This is a genomic window from Pseudomonas sp. SCPG-7 (assembly GCF_002156405.1).
GTDB lineage: Bacteria > Pseudomonadota > Gammaproteobacteria > Pseudomonadales > Pseudomonadaceae > Aquipseudomonas > Aquipseudomonas parakoreensis.
This window is the reverse complement of sequence record NZ_MVOO01000023.1, coordinates 1-16,442: the sequence shown is the minus strand read 5'-3', so window position 1 is coordinate 16,442 and position 16,442 is coordinate 1. Positions and strand designations below refer to the sequence as shown.

Genomic DNA, 16,442 nt, shown 5'->3' with positions numbered 1-16,442 from the left:
TGGCCTCAGAAGTCGGTGATCAACGTCCCCTCTATACTCTCGGCAAACCCGCCACCGAAGGCTTTGGCCGGTGTAGCGAAACCCGCCTGACGTTCACCTTCGAGCACCCGACGCGCGGCCTCCACTGCCGCGAGAGGCGTGTAGGAATAGCCGTTCACGGTTTCGATCACAGACCGAGCGATTACTCTGTCAACACCCATGACCTCGACAACTGCTCGGGCACGATGTGCCTCCCTTTCCTCAGACGTCGGACCATCGGGCAGTGTTGAGAGATCCCCTTCGGGAAACGCATCGCCTGAAATGTGCACGAACATCGCGATGTTCGGGATGCCAGTCGAGTGCCAGCCCGTCACCAGATCACCAAACGATAGCGGTGCGCACAGAACCGGGCCGTCACCGAAATCGAAATGACGCAGCGTGGCGTCAGGCGTGGCGACCAGCTCGCCATCGACCCTCGCCATGACCCCTGCCCCGATGATTTCACTGACGCTCATGGCCGAGCCACGTGACATCGAGCCTGGGACCTGAAGCGCGATGCTCAGCGCAAAAGGCTGTTCGACACGCTTGGCGACATGCACCGCCAGCGAATCGGTCGGTACCACGTCCCAACCTACGCCGGGCAAGAGCATGACCTGCTGCGAAACGGCCTCTGCGCCCAGTTGCTCGGCCAGCCGATAGACGTTGATCTCTGCGGTGATGTCCAGATAGTCCACATTGGCCTTGATACAGGCACGCATCAACGGCTCTGCGGTGTACGCAAAAGGGCCGGCGAAATTGAGCAGGACAGAGATACCGGACAACGCGCTCGCTGCCTTCGCGTCGGCATCGAACACTCGAAACGGCACGTCCAGATGCGCAGCGAGTGCCGCCACACGCGTGTGATCGCGCCCGGCGATTTCGAACCGCAAGCCCAGCGTTTTTGCCCGTTCAGCAGCCATGCGACCGGTATAGCCGGTGGCGCCGTAGATCAGCAGTTTGCTCATTGGACGTGCTGCCATTTTTTATAGACGAATTCAAGGCTGTACCCGTCCGGGTCCAACACATTGCCGGCATAGTAATCCGGGTCGTAGTGCAAACGTGCACCTGGCGCGCCGTTATCGACCGCGCCCTCTTTCATGGCTGCGGCGTAGGCGGCGTCCACCTCAGCCTTGCTCTTGGCGACGAACCCCACATGGACGGCACGTCCTTCAACAATCCCCTCACGCAGCCAGAGAAACATCCGGCCATTGGCGCCGAAACCTTTGAGGTCAGGATGCCCCGGCGGGCCATCTTTGCCGTCGTAATCCAAGCGCGCGGTAATGCCCAACGGAGTTAAGGCGGCTTCGTAGAAACGGATGGAACGGGTGATGTCGCTTACCGACAAAAAGACATGATCCAGCATTGCGTAATCCTCAAATGGTGTAGCTGCGGGCGACTCAGATGTTGTAACCGCCAGCGACCTCGATGGTCTGGGCATTGATCCAGCTACCGTCCTGCGACAGCAAACAGGCAATTACGCGCGCGACGTCCTCCGGCTCACCCACCCTGCCCAGCGCAGTCTGCCCCGCCAGCAAAGCCTCGAACTCGTCATTCAAGCCGCCGCCAAGTTCGGTACGGATCGCGCCGGGGGAGACGGCGTTGGCGCGGATCCGTCGTTCGCCAAATTCTTTGGCCATGTAACGGGTGAGCACTTCGAGTCCGCCCTTGAACGCCGCATAAGGCGCAACACCCGCTGTGGCGACACGAGTGGTCGCGCTGGTCAGGTTGACGATACTCGCGCCGTCCGCCAGCAGCGGCAACAATGTCTGCGTTAGGAAAAACGGGCCTTTGAGATGCACATTGAACAAGCCGTCGAACTGCGCTTCGCTGACGCTGGCCAAGGGTTTGAACAGACCATACCCGGCATTGTTGACCAGGCCACTGAGGGAGGTGAGGCCCCAAATCTCGCGCAAGACAAATATCACTGACTCGCGAAACCCGGAGAAACTTGCTACGTCAGCCACATCGAGCTTGAGCGCAACTGCCTTGCCTCCCGCATGCTCAATACGCTCCACGACTGAAGCGGCTGCTTCTGGATGACTGTTGTAGGTCAGGATCACACCCATACCGCGCTGCGCAATATGCTCGGCGGCGCTGGCACCGATGCCGCGACTCCCACCTGTAATGACGATAACGCTCATGTGCTGTTTCTCTGTGCTTCGAATGAGGATCCAGCGTACTGAGCCTTACAAGCCTGAGCGCATCCGTTCCTCCTCGAAACCTGCCTGTTTCTGCTTTTTGCTTGCAGCGCACCCGTGTCAGCCCTCAGCATGCACACCATGGACAATCAACTGAACGAACTCAGGTCACTCGCGGCCAAGGCGGAAAACCGACGTACGGAAACCGGTATTCCGCGTGTGGCCATGGTCAAGGGCAAAATCCCTGAGCACATGCTCGCGGCGGTCTATGACCCGATGATCAACGTGATTCTGCAAGGCAGTAAAAGCATGACCGTGGGCGACCACACCCTGCGGTATGACCCCGCGACCTATTTCGTCATGTCCATCGACCTGCCTGCCGTGGGTTCGGTGCACCCTGCCGAAACCGGGGAGCCCTATTTGGCCGTCAGCCTGACACTCGATCCAACGGTGTTATCCACCTTGTTCGCCGACCTGCCCAAACCTGCCAGTCGCGTCGATCCCACGCCTGGCTTTTCAGTCGCATCCATGACCACTGACCTCATGGACGCCTGGGTGCGCATGCTCAGACTCATGGGCGATCCGGATGCCATCGCAGCGCTGGCCCCGGTCTACGAGCGGGAGATCATCTTCCGCGTACTTCAGGGCCCCCTGGGCTGGATGCTGCGAGAGATCGCGGCGCCCGACAGCGCGATGGCCCGAGTGAACCTTGCGGTACAGTGGATCCGTCAGGACTTTGCCCAACCCATCGGCGTCGAAAGCTTGGCCGAGCGAGCGTCGATGAGCGTCTCGGCGTTTCACCGCCACTTCAAGGCCGTGACCAACCTCAGTCCGTTGCAATATCAGAAACGCGTGCGCCTGCTCCAGGCCAGAACATTGATGGTGGCGAATGCAAAGAGTGTCATGGCCGCTGCATTCGAGGTCGGGTACGAAAGCGCAACCCAGTTCAGCCGGGACTACGCAAAGGTGTTTGGGCTTCCACCGTCACAGGATGCGAGCAGAATCCATGCGCGAGCGAGAGCCATTGGAGGCGATTGAGCGGCGTACTGCAGGAAACTGTGAGTGTCAGCTATTGGCCGAAAGAAGACCTCTCTCCACCGACGAAATCGCCGTCACAAACCTGTCACCCCCAACCTGCTAACCTCCCCTGCGCCACTTACCCAAGAGCCCCAAAAAAAGGTGCCCCAAGGTGTACTCCGTCGCCCCACCCCGCCAAACAATCATCCTCCGCTCCGAAAACCTCCACGCCGAAGACTTCGGCGCCCTCTTCTCCCGGTTCTTCGGCAATCGCTACGCCGACTCCCCGCCAATCCCTTCCAGCATCATCATCGGCGGTGTCTACGGCAGACACGACGGCGTGAGTTTCCGGCGTATGCATTACCACGGCGATTTCACCGTGACCTTTCCCGACCCGCAGGACGAGATCACTTTCGTGATTCCCACGGCGGGCAAGATTGTGTTCAACCACCGCACCGAGTCCGTCGGTGTGGCCCAGGTGGGGTTGGCGATTGATAAAGCGGATATCCGTTCGATGCGGTTTCTCGACGATCACGCGCAGCACGGGATTTCGGTGAGTCGGGCGCAGCTCACGGAGCGGTTGGCGGCGTTGTTGGGGCGGCCGGTTGTGCAGAAGATTGTGTTTGAGCCGGTGGTGGATCTGCACACGGCGGCGTTTCGGGGGATCAAGGCGTTGATTGATCTGGCGACGGGCACGGAGTTTGATCTGTTGCTCAACAGCGGCACGCTGATGCCATCGCGGTTGCGTGAGATGTTGATTGATGCAGTGCTGGAGGCGTGGCCGCATAATTTTACCGAGGCGTTGCGCCAGCCTGCACCGAGGGTGGCGCCGCGGCATGTGAAGTTGGCGATGGCGTTTATTCAGGCGCACCCGGAACAGTTGGTGAGCGGCGTGGAGCTGGCGCGGTTGAGCAATGTCAGTCAGCGCGCATTGCAGGAGGGGTTTCGGCGGTTTGTCGGGATGTCGATTGTGGCGTATCAGCGGCAGGTGCGGCTGCAGCGGGCTTTCGAGGCGCTGCGGCATTCGGCGTCGGTGACGGAGGTGGCGCTGCGCTTTGGCTTCAGCAATGTCGGGCGGTTTTGTCAGTATTTTCAGCAGGCGTATGGGGTCAGTCCGGCAGATTTGCGTTCGGGCGCGCGCGCGCGACGCTGACAGGCGTGGGCGACGAGAGTATTGATTTGCGGCAAGATCGGCCGATCGCGCCAGCGCTAATCTGTAGACGCTGATTAACAGCCGTGCAGCCGCACGTCACGGGCCGTGGGCCAAGGTGGCGTCAAATGAACAAAAAACGCATTGTCTGGGGGAGCATTCTCCTGGGCCTTCCGTGTGTCTTGCTTCCAGTACTTTTGATGGGTTACGTCGCCTGGGTGTTGAACCTGGCAGCGGCGCAGCAACGTCTCGAATCGCTGGCGTCCGTGGCATCCAGCCGCGCCAACAATACTTTCCATGAAGCCGCCGGGGTGCTGAAGAGCGTCGCCGCGTCGAGCCTTGCGCCGTGTACACCGGAGAGCATCGACGAGATGCGTCTGCTGACGATCAACACGTTCGCGGTGAAGTCGATCGGCTATGTCGAGGAAGAGGTTTATGCCTGCGGTTCGTGGGGGCCGGTGGGTCATCGGGTGACGCCGTGGAAAGAAGACTTCATTACGTCTGATGGCGTGCGCGTGTCGCTCGGCGTACAAGCGCGGATCGTGCCAGCCAAGCCGATGATGGCGCTGCAGTACGCGGCCTTCAATGTGCTGGTCGACCCCGAGCAGTTTTTGCAGGTCCTGGTCGAGGACGATGTGCATTTGATGGTCGGTACCGCTGCCGGGCATCTGGTGGGAATTTCGCGGCCGGGGACGGAGCGCTTCATGAGTCGCGTGCATCTGGGCCCTGCTTCGGCGCTGGAGGATGGTTATCTGTATACGCTGGTGCACAGCGGTGACTGGGTGGCGATTGCGGCGGTATCGCGTCATGAGTTGCTGCAAGGGCTGGTGCGCCGCGAGATGCTGTTGCTGCCGATAGGCGGGTTGATTGCCGGGATGCTTGCGCTGTTGATCGTGCGGCGCACGCGCCGGCGTTTGTCGCCACTGGCCGAGCTTGAGCTGGCGGTGCGCAATCGTGAGTTCATCGTGCACTATCAGCCGATCATGGATTTGAGCGATGGCGCCTGTATCGGGGCCGAAGCGCTGGTGCGCTGGCGGCATCCGGACGGCAGCCTGGTGCGGCCCGATCTGTTTATCCCGCTGGCCGAAGAGAGCGGGCTGATTCTGCCGATCACCGACCAGGTGATCGATCACGTCGTGCAGGATCTGAGGCCGCTTCTGGTCAAAGAGCGCAACCTGCATGTGGCGATCAATCTGGCGGCGGCGGATGTCAGCAGCGGCCGTTTCCTGCCCCGACTCAAGTCCGCGATTAGCAAGGCTGATGTGTGGCCGAGCCAGATCTGGCTGGAGGCCACGGAGCGCGGTTTTGTGCAGATCGAATCAGCGCGGCAAACGATGAATCAGGCACGCGAGTTGGGGCATCTGGCAGCTATCGATGATTTCGGCACCGGGTTTTCCAGCCTGCAGCATTTGCAGCAGTTGCCGTTGGATGTACTGAAAATCGACAAGTCGTTTGTCGACACCATCGGGCGCGATGCAGAGGCGAGTTCGGTGACGGCGCACATCATCGACATGGCCAAGAGTTTGCGCTTGAAGGTGGTGGCTGAAGGGATTGAGACAGAGGCGCAGCTGGAGTATCTGTGCAATCGTGGGGTGGATTTCGGGCAGGGTTGGTTGTTTGCCAAGCCGATGCCTGCGGGGGAGTTTTTGCGGTTCGTTGGGGAGCGTTGTGGGGCGGGTGCGGAATTGAATGGTCAGGTCGGCGAGCTGGCTGAGTGTGTTTGACAAGGCTGGTTTTTGGGGCCGCTTTGCAGCCCAGCGGGAGCAAGCTCCCTCGCCACAGGTTTGGGAGCGCTTCTAAGTTTTGGGGTCATCCTTGACCTGATTGTCATCCCATCACTTAGAACGCGTAACTGGCCTTGAGGCTGCCGCTGAAACCGTGGCTGTCACCACCGCCACTGGCACCGACTTCTGCGCCGACGCTGACAGCGCCAAGGCTGGCCATCAGGTTGACGCCGCCGCTGAACTGGTCGCGGTTGTCGAAGGCGGCGCGTTGTTCGATGTCGAGGCCAAGCAGGTGGCCCTGGCTGTTGACGTCGTTGTTGCCCAGCGTGCGCTCGTAGCCGACTTGCACGCCTGGCACCAGTTGCCACGCGCCCATCGCCACCGGGGCGAACGCCACGTTGAGGTTGGCGACGGCACTGCGGCGGGTGGCGGTGTTGTCGTCGACGTCGAGGGACAGTTCGCTGCCCTTCTCTTGGAAGCCTTTGAGGTCGAGGTGGCTGATGCGCACACCGAGGCTGGGTTCGAGAATCATGCCGTTGACCGGAGCGCGGTAACCCAGCGCCAAGGTCGCGCCGGTGAGGTTGCCCTGGGTGTCGCCCTTGGCCGTGCCGAGGCCGCCGCCGAGTTCGCGTTTGCTGGCGTAATCGACGTAGCCGGCGCTGGCATTGGCGTCGACGAACAGCCCACGTTCCAGGCTGGTGAAGCCGTAGCGCGCACCGAGGTCGAAGAAGGTGAAGTCGGTATCGGCCTCGCCACTCGCGCCGCCGACGGTGCCTTTGCTGTAACCGAAACCGCCGCGAGCGCTGAGTTGTTCGGAGAAGCGCTGGGTGATGCCGACCATCAGGCCTTGGCTGTGTTCGTTGCTGCTCTCGGCGCGGGACGAGCCATCGGTGCCGAGGTAACCGGCGAGCGCGGTGGTCCACAACCGGTATTGCCCGACTTTCAGATCGGAGCCGCTGGCGTAGGGGGCGGCGGCTTGTTCGATCAACGCGTTCTGCCGCAGCAGATAGCTGGCGGCGTCGGCGTGAACCTGGCCACCGACCTGAGCTTCGACACCGCCGAGGGTGCCGGCGTCGATCGCCGATTGCAGATAATAGTTGTAGGCGCTGTAGGTGCCAGACAGGTTGGTGTTCTGCAATTGACGCAGTAATTCGGCACCGGCAGCGGCGTTGCCGACCAATCCGGCCTGCCCCGGCAGGCTGTTGTATTCGACCAGTTTGCCGCGCAGCACGTAGATGGTTTCCTGCGACAGGCCAAGACCTTGTTTGAGGTAGTTGTCCATGCTGCCGTATTCGGCGGTGACTTCATCAAGACCGGCCTGCAGGTAGCTGGCCTGCACGCCAAGCAGCGGCGCATAGATCGAGGCCATGCTCGGCGGCAACGCCTTGAGGGTCGCGGCGACGCGCGCGGCCGTGTAGTCGTTGGTCGCCAGGTAGTTGGCCATGATGGTCGCGTTGTCGACTCCGGCGATGCTCTGCAGCACGGCGGCCGTCCAGCCCGTGCGGTCTTTGCCGGCGGTGCAATGGAACAGTTGCGCGCCGTCGGTGCTGGCCAGTTCGTTGAACAACTTGCCGAACTGCCCGCGCATCCCCGCGTCGCTGACGAAGGCGCGGTTGGTCTGTTCCATCATGGCGATGGCATCGGCGGCGCTTTTGAACGACACGGTGGTGATGTTCGCGCCCGAGGTGGCGCTGCCGATGATGTCGATGTTCTGGTAGCTCGCGCCGCTCAGCATTGTGTCCGGCGTACCAGCGATTTCGCTCGGCGTGCGCAGGTCGTAGACGGCTTTGATGCCGAGGCTGTTGAGGGTCGCCAGATCCGCTGCCGACGGCGTGATCGCGTTGGAGCGGTAGAACACGCCACCGCGCATCGTGCCATCGTGGGCCGTGGAATACGCGGTGGTCAGCCCGGCGACATCACGGAAGTTGTCGATGCTTTGCAGGCGCGGCGTGTCGAGCATGACGGTCTCGGCAGCGTGGGCAGCAGCGATGGACAGGCTCAGAACAGACAGCGAACACACAAGACGTTGAAACACAGTGCAGCCTCATTGGAATTAGCGTTGGGCTGGCTACTATCTGCAATCAACTGATACCGAATATGACAGAACGACTGCGCAAGAAAATGGTTGCGCGATCGGGCCGTGGGCTGCGTTTTTTGTCCGTAAGGGTTCGGTTTTTTGCATGAATTTCGGAGCAACGGAGAACCCTGTGGGAGCTGCCTTGCCAGCGATGGCGGTGGGTCAGCCATGAATAATGGTGGCTGACACGGCCCCATCGCTGGCAAGCCAGCTCCCACAGTTTTTTTGCGGTGAGCTCAGGATTGGCAGCTGCCAGAGATCCAAAGTGGGAGCTTGCCTGCTAGCGGTTTCGGTGCATGACCATCTCCAGCCCCTCGCCCATGTCTGGCGCCTTAAAGTATCGAGTGATCAAATCAAACTCCGCTCCGACGCCGCCAACTCATGCTCGGCCAGCGTGTTGCGTGCATGCAACCGAGCACGGCAGATGGCGTCATCCACTTTTTACCCGAGGCGATCTTGCCGCACATCAGGTGTAGTGTGGGTGCACGCATTGGGGACGCTTCCTTATGTCGATTGCTGGATAATGCCCAACGCCTGTCGGCGAGGCAATTGATGCGCATGACCCAACGAGGAACCCAGATGACCACAATCACCGCACGCCAATGCTCGTCCTGGGTGCTACTTACCCTGCTCGCCACCACCCTGGCGCTGACGGCCGGCTGTTCGAGCAAACGCTACGCCACCAACGGCTCGAACTGCTACGCCAAAGCCGTGCCTACTTCCGGCGAAGGTGGTCTGGCCTGGGGCGACACCTTGAGCATGGCGCGCAAGAAGTCGATGAATAACTGCATGCGCTATGCGAGCCGCTCCGGAGGCACGCCGAACACCTGTCAGGTGGTGCAGGCGCAGTGCAAACGCTGAAGACAATTGATGAGTTCTGCTCATGAACCCTAGCAATCAAAACCGTATTGTTGAGCAATGAACAGCCCTATAAGGTGACGGAACACTTGGAAAGAGCTGCCCACCATGAAAAATCCTGCACAAGTGATCGTCGTCATCGGTCCCGGTTCTATTGGCCAGGCCATCGCCCGCCGGGTCAGTGCCGGCAAGCATGTGGTACTGGCTGACCTGAAACAGGAGAACGCCGACGCAGCAGCCAGAGTCCTTTTCGATGCAGGGTTTGAGGTCACCGCGACGGTCGTCGACATCGCCTCTCGTGAATCGGTGCAGGCCCTGGTGCAGACCGCCACCGCCATCGGCGAGATCAGCGGAGTGATCCTTGCCGCTGGCGTTTCCCCTTCGCAGGCGCCAGTCGCGACCATTCTTCGAGTGGATCTGTATGGCACGGCGCTGGTGCTGGAGGAATTCGGTAATGTCATCGCCAAGGGCGGCTCGGCGGTGGTGATCGCCTCGCAGTCTGGCCATCGCCTGCCGGCTCTGAGTGTCGAGCAGAACAAGGCACTGGCCACCACGCCGGTGGAAGAACTGTTGGCGTTACCGATGCTACAAGCTGATCAGATCAGCGATCCCTTGCACGCTTACCAGATTTCCAAACGCGGTAACTCGTTGCGGGTGATGGCCGAGGCGGTGCGTTGGGGCAAGCGTGGGGCGCGGGTCAATACCATCAGCCCGGGGATCATTTTCACCCCGCTGGCACGAGACGAACTGAGCGGCCCGCGTGGACCCGGCTATCAGCGCATGATCGACTTGAGCGCCGCCGGACGCGGTGGCACACCAGATGAAGTCGGCGCGGTCGGTGCGTTGCTGATGGGGCCGGAAGGCACGTTTATTACGGGTAGCGATTTCTTGATGGATGGGGGTGTGACGGCGGCGTACTTGTACGGCGATCTGGCGCCGCAGTAATCATTCACTGAGACGACCTGTTCTTTGGCAAGCCCGCCCGCACAGGTTTACGCAACCGTGGAGAGGGGATTCAGCCCCTCGCCACAGGCTCCTCACTACGAAGTGACCGTCTGCTATCAGCGCTTCAACGCCGCCGCATTCGCCCTTGCTGCGTGCAGCTTCTTGTAACTGTCGATCAGACGCAGATGCCGATCCAGCCCCTCAAGCTTCATGCTGGTCGGTGTCAGACCGTAAAAACGCACACTGCCGTTGACCGAACCAATCGCCGCGTCCATGCGCTCGTCGCCGAACATGCGACGGAAGTTGGCTTCGTAATCGGCCAGTTCCAGGTCTTCATCGAGTTCCATTTCCAGACACACATTCACCGCCTGATAGAACAAGCCGCGCTCGACGGTGTTGTCGTTGTATTGCAGGAAAGCTTCGACCAGATCCTTGGCCTGCTCGAATTTCTGCAGGGCAAGGTAGATCAGCAGGCGCAGTTCCAGAATGGTCAACTTGCCCCACGGCGTGTTGTCGTCGAACTCGATGCCGATCAGCGTGGTGATGTCGGTGTAATCATCCAGCTCGCTGTTTTCCAGGCCTTGGGCGAGGTTGCGCAGACCGACTTTGCTCAAGCTGTGCAGGTTGAGGATGTCGGCACGAAATTGCAGGGCTTTGTTGGTGTTGTCCCAGATCAGATCGTCGACCGGGTAGATTTCCGAGTAATCCGGCACCAGGATCCGGCAAGCGTTGGCGCCGAGATCGTCGTAGACCGCCATGTAGGCTTCTTTGCCCAGGTTTTCGAGAATGCCGAACAGCGTTGCGGCTTCTTCGGCGTTGGAGTTTTCGCCCTGCCCCGAGAAGTCCCACTCGACGAATTCGAAGTCAGACTTGGCACTGAAGAAGCGCCACGACACCACACCGCTGGAGTCGATGAAGTGCTCGACGAAGTTGTTCGGTTCGGTCACTGCCTGGCCGGAGAACGTCGGTTGCGGCAAATCGTTCAAGCCTTCGAAGCTGCGGCCTTGCAACAGCTCGGTCAGGCTGCGCTCCAGCGCCACTTCCAGGCTCGGGTGCGCGCCGAACGAGGCGAACACGCCACCGGTGCGCGGGTTCATCAGGGTCACGCACATCACCGGGAATTCACCGCCCAGCGACGCATCCTTCACCAGCACCGGGAAGCCCTGCTCTTCCAGGCCTTTGATCCCGGCGAGAATGCTCGGGTACTTTTCCAGTACTTCCTGCGGCACGTCCGGCAGGGCCATTTCGCCTTCGAGGATTTCGCGTTTGACCGCGCGCTCGAAGATCTCCGACAGGCATTGCACCTGGGCTTCAGCCAACGTGTTGCCGGCGCTCATGCCGTTACTCAGGAACAGGTTTTCGATCAGATTCGACGGGAAGTACACCACCTCACCATCCGACTGGCGCACGAACGGCAGCGAACAGATGCCACGCTGGGTGTTGCCGGAGTTAGTGTCGTACAGGTGCGAGCCTTTGAGTTCGCCGTCGCGGTTGTAAATGTCCAGGCAGTAGTCGTCGAGAATCTCTGCCGGCAGCTCGTCTTGCGGGCCGGGCTTGAACCAACGCTCGTTCGGGTAATGCACGAACTCGGCGGTGGCGATGTCTTCGCCCCAGAATTGATCGTTGTAGAAGAAGTTGCAGTTCAGGCGCTCGATGAACTCGCCCAGCGCCGAGGCCAGTGCGCCCTCTTTGGTCGCGCCCTTGCCGTTGGTGAAGCACATCGGCGAGTGCGCGTCACGGATGTGCAGCGACCAGACGTTAGGCACAATATTGCGCCACGAGGCGATCTCGATCTTCATCCCCAGATCCGCGAGAATCCCCGACATATTGGCGATGGTCTGCTCAAGCGGCAGGTCTTTACCAACGATGTAAGTGCCCGCCTCCGACGTCGAATGCGGCATCAGCAGCGCCTGCGCGTCGGCGTCGAGGTTTTCGACTTCCTCGATCACAAACTCGGGACCGGTCTGCACGACCTTCTTCACCGTGCAGCGATCAATCGAACGCAGAATGCCCAGGCGATCCTTTTCAGAGATGTCCGCCGGCAATTCGACCTGAATCTTGAAGATCTGGTTGTAGCGGTTTTCCGGGTCGACGATGTTGTTCTGCGACAGGCGAATATTGTCGGTCGGGATGTTACGCGTCTCGCAATACAGCTTCACAAAGTAAGCCGCGCACAAGGCCGACGACGCCAGGAAGTAGTCGAACGGCCCCGGTGCCGAGCCATCGCCTTTGTAGCGGATGGGCTGATCGGCGATCACCGTGAAGTCGTCGAACTTGGCTTCAAGTCGAAGGTTGTCGAGAAAGTTGACCTTGATTTCCATGCGGGTTTACCAGAGAGCAAAAACGAATTGGCGGCCATTATCCGGGTTTTCAGCCTGACGTCTTGTGCTTTTGCGTAATCACCGCCGGGTGGGCTGTTCGGCGCCTGTGCGGCTGCGGACGACAAAAATGCCACGAGCAGTGAATTATTTCGTGTCTTCTTGTATCTGACGGAAAGAACCCATGCCACCAAAACAATGGCATCGAATCCGTTCAGCTATGAGTGACCCGCATGAAATCAAGGAAAAACAAGGTCAATCCCATCGGATTGAAAGACATCACCATTGTCGACGACGCCAAGATGCGCAAAGCGATCACCGCCGCCGCGCTGGGCAATGCCATGGAATGGTTCGACTTCGGGGTCTACGGATTTGTCGCCTATGCACTCGGCAAGATCTTCTTCCCCGGGGCTGATCCTGGTGTACAGATGATTGCAGCGCTGGCGACCTTCTCGGTGCCGTTCCTGATTCGTCCGCTGGGCGGGCTGTTCTTCGGTGCGCTGGGCGACAAATACGGGCGGCAGAAAGTGCTGGCCGCGACCATCGTGATCATGTCGCTGAGCACCTTCGCCATCGGCCTGATACCGTCCTATGAGTCGATCGGCATCTGGGCGCCGATCCTGCTGTTGCTGGCGAAAATGGCTCAGGGTTTTTCGGTCGGCGGTGAGTACACCGGCGCCTCGATCTTCGTTGCCGAATACGCGCCCGACCGCAAACGCGGCTTCCTCGGCAGCTGGCTGGACTTCGGTTCGATTGCCGGCTTCGTCCTCGGTGCCGGCGTGGTGGTGCTGATCTCGACGATCATCGGCGAAGAGAAATTCCTTGAATGGGGCTGGCGCCTGCCGTTCTTCCTCGCCCTGCCGCTGGGTATGATCGGCCTCTATCTGCGGCATGCACTGGAAGAAACTCCGGCATTTCAGCAGCACGTCGAAAAACTCGAAGAAGGCGACCGTGAAGGTCTGGCGGGCGGGCCGAAAGTCTCGTTCAAGGAAGTCGCGACCAAGCACTGGCGCAGCCTGATGACCTGCATTGGCGTGGTGGCGGTGACTAACGTCACCTATTACATGCTGCTGACCTACATGCCGAGCTATTTGTCGCACAACCTGCACTACAGCGAAAACCGTGGCGTGCTGATCATCATCGCGATCATGGTCGGCATGCTGTTCGTGCAGCCGGCGATCGGCTTTATCAGCGACAAGATTGGCCGCAAGCCCTTCATTGTTGTCGGCAGTATCGGTCTGTTTCTGCTGGCGATTCCGGCGTTCATGCTGATCAACAGCGGCAAGATCGGCCTGATCTTTTCCGGTTTGCTGATCCTCGCGGTGTTGCTGAATTTCTTCATCGGCGTCATGGCCTCGACCCTGCCGGCGATGTTCCCCACGCACATCCGCTACAGCGCGCTGGCCGCTGCATTCAACGTCTCGGTGCTGATCGCTGGTCTGACCCCGACCGCCGTGGCCTGGCTGGTGGAAAGTACCAACAACCTGTACATGCCGGCCTACTACCTGATGGTGATTGCCGTGGTTGGCCTGATCACCGGCGTGACCATGAAAGAGACCGCCAACAAACCGCTACGGGGTGCTGCACCGGCGGCGTCTGACCTTGAGGAAGCCAAGGAACTGCTCAAGGAACACCACGACCACATCGAGCAGAAAATCGAAGACATCGACGCCGAAATCGCCGAACTGGAAGCCAAACGCAAGGAGTTGGTGCAGCAGCATCCGCGCATTAACTGAGCCGTTCGCAGCGCGGCCACTCGAAACAGAGTCGAGTGGCCGCATAAGCGCCGTGCAACTCAATCCGTAGACGACCACTCACTGAATTGACGAAGGTTGCGCCATTCTAAGCAACCTCGATATCGAAGGTGCCAGCGTGGACACTCACTCCGATCGTCGCAACAACCTCTCGCTGGACAGCCTGAACTTCTTCCTCGCCGATGTGCGCGACGGACTCGGGCCGTATCTGGCCATTTACCTGTTGGCCGTGCATCACTGGGAACCGGCCAGCATTGGGCTGGTGATGACCCTCGCTGGCGTCGCCGCCCTTGTCACCCAGACACCCGCCGGTGCTCTGGTCGACAACACACGCAGTAAACGAGCGGTCATCGCGATTGCCGCGTTGCTGGTGACCGGCAGTTGCGTGGTATTGCCCTTCGTGACGTCCTTCAGTCTGGTGGCGATCACTCAAGCGCTGAGCGCCGCAGCGGCATCGGTGTTCGCACCGGCCATCTCGGCGATCACCCTGGGCATCACCGGCCCGCGCGCGTTCACCCGGCGCACCGGACGCAACGAGACTTTCAACCATGCTGGCAACGCCTGCGCGGCGCTGCTGGCCGGTGGGTTTGCCTACTTGTTCGGGCCGGTGGCGGTGTTCTACCTGATGGCGGTCATGGCGCTGTGCAGCGTGATCGCCGTGAGCTTCGTCGACAGCAACGCCATCAACCATGATCTCGCCCGTGGGCTCGACCCAAGCGACGCCGCCCACGGCAAGACGCCATCGGGATTGACGGTGTTGCTGACCAACAAAGCGCTGCTGATGTTCGCTATCTGTTGTGCCCTCTTCCACTTGGCTAACGCGGCAATGCTGCCACTGGTGAGCCAGAAGCTGGCGCAGGTCAACTTGCAAATGGCGACGCCCCTGACTTCGGCCTGTATCGTCGCCGCGCAACTGGTCATGGTGCCGGTCGCCCTGCTGGTTGGGGTCAAAGCCGATGTGTGGGGACGCAAGCCGCTGCTGCTCGCGGGCTTCCTGATTCTGCCGTTGCGCGGTGTGCTCTACACCTTGTCCGCCGACCCTTATTGGCTAGTGCCGGTACAGATGCTCGACGGCGTCGGCGCAGGGATCTTCGGCGCGCTGTTCCCGGTGGTAGTGAAAGATCTGACCTTGGGCACCGGCCACTTCAACGTCAGCCTGGGTGCCCTATCGACGGTGTTCGGTCTGGGCGCAGCATTAAGTGCCAGCGTTGCGGGTGTTGTATTGCAGGAAGCCGGTTACAACGCGGCATTTCTGACCCTGGCGGTGATTGCCGGGGTGGCGCTGGTACTGTTGTGGATGACGGTGCCGGAAACCTTGCGGCAGGTGGGGAATGATGTGAATGTTCTTGACCGTGAGGCGCCCTTCACTGCTCCGCCGTAACACCCTATATCGTTAAGTGAGAATTGCTGACGAGGGAGGAAGGATTTGGCTGATAACAAGCTTGTGTTCAGCGAGAGTGATTTGGCGCAAATGCAGCGCTTCAACCGCAAACTCGCCTGGCTGCCGCGGTTTCGCGTTCGCAATCGGCTGACGCCGCGTTTGATCCAGACATTGCTGCGCGTCAGTCAGATGCTCGGCGCGGACAAACCGGTCAAACACGGCCTTCAAGTGCAAAGCACTGTGGTTCATTCGCACGCTGCTTCAGTGCCTGTCCGAATCATCCGCCCACAAGGAAAGCCCAAGGGTGTGGTACTTGATTACCACGGTGGCGGCTGGGTGATCGGTAATGCACAGATGAACGATGACCTTAACATCGCAACGGTCAAGGCTTGCAACGTGGCAGTGGTGTCAGTTGACTATCGGTTGGCAGTGAATACACCGGTTGAGGCGTTGATGGCGGATTGTCTTTGCGCCGCACGCTGGCTGCTGAGCGACGATTGCACGGAATTCGTTGGTCTGCCGGTGATCGTTGTCGGCGAATCAGCGGGTGCGCACTTGGCAACCGCAATGTTATTGGCACTCAAACCAGCACCCGGTTTGTTGCAGCGCGTCTGCGGCGCCTTGCTCTATTACGGCGTCTACGATCTCGCGGGCACCCCAAGCGTACACGCCGCACCTGCAGAAACGCTGGTGCTCGACGGCCCGGGCATGGTTGAGGCGCTGCGCCTGCTGACTCCAGGATTGAGTGATGATGAACGCCGGCAGGCGCCACTGTCTCCGCTTTACGGCGATTTGAGCGGATTGCCACCGGCGTTGATGTTCACCGGCGAATTGGATCCGCTGCGCGATGACACGCTGGAACTCGCTGAGCGTTGGCAACAATCGGCACCGGTTGAAGTACATCTACTGCCCTCGTCCGCCCATGGCTTTATTCATTTTCCTACCACCATGGCTAGTCGTGTTCTGGACTACAGCCGGGCGTGGCTTTCGCATCAGATCGGGGCAATTAAGGGCTAATTGGCGAGCCAAGCACTTTCCTGCGGACAAAACAAAACCCCAACT

At 60.2% G+C, this 16,442-nt stretch carries 13 protein-coding genes and 1 pseudogene; 8 read left to right on the top strand and 6 right to left on the bottom strand.

Annotation, left to right across the window (positions count from 1 at the left end):
• Positions 1 to 5 precede the first annotated feature (5 nt).
• The 3 genes from B1722_RS26345 to B1722_RS26335 are packed head-to-tail and all read right to left on the bottom strand — an operon-like array spanning position 6 to position 2,159.
• Positions 6 to 983 carry a trans-acting enoyl reductase family protein gene (locus B1722_RS26345; protein WP_041072741.1) on the bottom strand — a complete coding sequence of 326 codons (978 nt, stop codon included), beginning with the start codon at positions 981 to 983 and terminating at the stop codon, positions 6 to 8.
• Positions 980 to 1,381 (bottom strand): VOC family protein, encoded by a 402-nt coding sequence (locus tag B1722_RS26340; protein ID WP_041072743.1) that lies wholly within the window; start codon positions 1,379 to 1,381, stop codon positions 980 to 982. The genes B1722_RS26345 and B1722_RS26340 overlap by 4 nt, the downstream gene beginning before the upstream one ends.
• Before the next feature lie 34 nt (positions 1,382 to 1,415).
• Positions 1,416 to 2,159, bottom strand: a complete 744-nt coding sequence (locus tag B1722_RS26335; RefSeq protein ID WP_041072745.1) for an SDR family NAD(P)-dependent oxidoreductase — start codon at positions 2,157 to 2,159, stop codon at positions 1,416 to 1,418.
• Between the two features lie 138 nt (positions 2,160 to 2,297).
• Here B1722_RS26335 and B1722_RS26330 point away from each other — a divergent pair, with 138 nt between their 5' ends.
• From B1722_RS26330 to B1722_RS26320, 3 genes are all read left to right on the top strand, one after another.
• Positions 2,298 to 3,194, top strand: a complete 897-nt coding sequence (locus B1722_RS26330; protein ID WP_086794877.1) for an AraC family transcriptional regulator — start codon at positions 2,298 to 2,300, stop codon at positions 3,192 to 3,194.
• Between the two features lie 151 nt (positions 3,195 to 3,345).
• Positions 3,346 to 4,326 carry an AraC family transcriptional regulator gene (locus B1722_RS26325; RefSeq protein ID WP_086794876.1) on the top strand — a complete coding sequence of 327 codons (981 nt, stop codon included), beginning with the start codon at positions 3,346 to 3,348 and terminating at the stop codon, positions 4,324 to 4,326.
• A gap of 197 nt (positions 4,327 to 4,523) precedes the next feature.
• Entirely contained in the window at positions 4,524 to 6,047 is a 1,524-nt protein-coding gene (locus B1722_RS26320) for an EAL domain-containing protein (protein WP_254616407.1), read from the top strand.
• Between the two features lie 115 nt (positions 6,048 to 6,162).
• On the opposite strand, the gene B1722_RS26315 is transcribed toward B1722_RS26320, so the two are convergent.
• Positions 6,163 to 8,082 carry a tyrosine-protein phosphatase gene (locus B1722_RS26315; protein ID WP_086794874.1) on the bottom strand — a complete coding sequence of 640 codons (1,920 nt, stop codon included), beginning with the start codon at positions 8,080 to 8,082 and terminating at the stop codon, positions 6,163 to 6,165.
• Between the two features lie 322 nt (positions 8,083 to 8,404).
• Positions 8,405 to 8,565 (bottom strand): annotated as a pseudogene (locus B1722_RS29965) (ATP-binding protein); the annotation flags it as partial.
• 138 nt (positions 8,566 to 8,703) lie between these two features.
• On the opposite strand from B1722_RS29965, the gene B1722_RS26305 reads away from it, so the two are divergent.
• A complete protein-coding gene (locus B1722_RS26305) occupies positions 8,704 to 8,985 on the top strand; it encodes a hypothetical protein (protein ID WP_174377199.1) in 282 nt (93 codons plus the stop codon).
• A 105-nt stretch (positions 8,986 to 9,090) separates the two neighbouring features.
• Positions 9,091 to 9,927 carry an SDR family oxidoreductase gene (locus B1722_RS26300; protein WP_086794872.1) on the top strand — a complete coding sequence of 279 codons (837 nt, stop codon included), beginning with the start codon at positions 9,091 to 9,093 and terminating at the stop codon, positions 9,925 to 9,927.
• A gap of 116 nt (positions 9,928 to 10,043) precedes the next feature.
• Here B1722_RS26300 and B1722_RS26295 read toward each other — a convergent pair whose 3' ends face one another.
• Complete coding sequence (locus tag B1722_RS26295; RefSeq protein WP_086794871.1) at positions 10,044 to 12,248, bottom strand: OsmC domain/YcaO domain-containing protein; 2,205 nt, start codon at positions 12,246 to 12,248, stop codon at positions 10,044 to 10,046.
• Between the two features lie 230 nt (positions 12,249 to 12,478).
• Here B1722_RS26295 and proP point away from each other — a divergent pair, with 230 nt between their 5' ends.
• The 3 genes from proP to B1722_RS26280 all read left to right on the top strand — a co-directional run bounded on the left by proP (position 12,479) and on the right by B1722_RS26280 (position 16,397).
• The gene (gene proP, locus B1722_RS26290; protein WP_041071723.1) at positions 12,479 to 13,981 is read left to right on the top strand and encodes a glycine betaine/L-proline transporter ProP; all 1,503 of its coding nucleotides are present in this window, start codon (positions 12,479 to 12,481) and stop codon (positions 13,979 to 13,981) included.
• Positions 13,982 to 14,117: 136 nt separating this feature from the next.
• Positions 14,118 to 15,380 (top strand): MFS transporter, encoded by a 1,263-nt coding sequence (locus B1722_RS26285; RefSeq protein ID WP_086794870.1) that lies wholly within the window; start codon positions 14,118 to 14,120, stop codon positions 15,378 to 15,380.
• Between the two features lie 90 nt (positions 15,381 to 15,470).
• Entirely contained in the window at positions 15,471 to 16,397 is a 927-nt protein-coding gene (locus B1722_RS26280; protein ID WP_086794896.1) for an alpha/beta hydrolase, read from the top strand.
• Positions 16,398 to 16,442 lie beyond the last annotated feature (45 nt).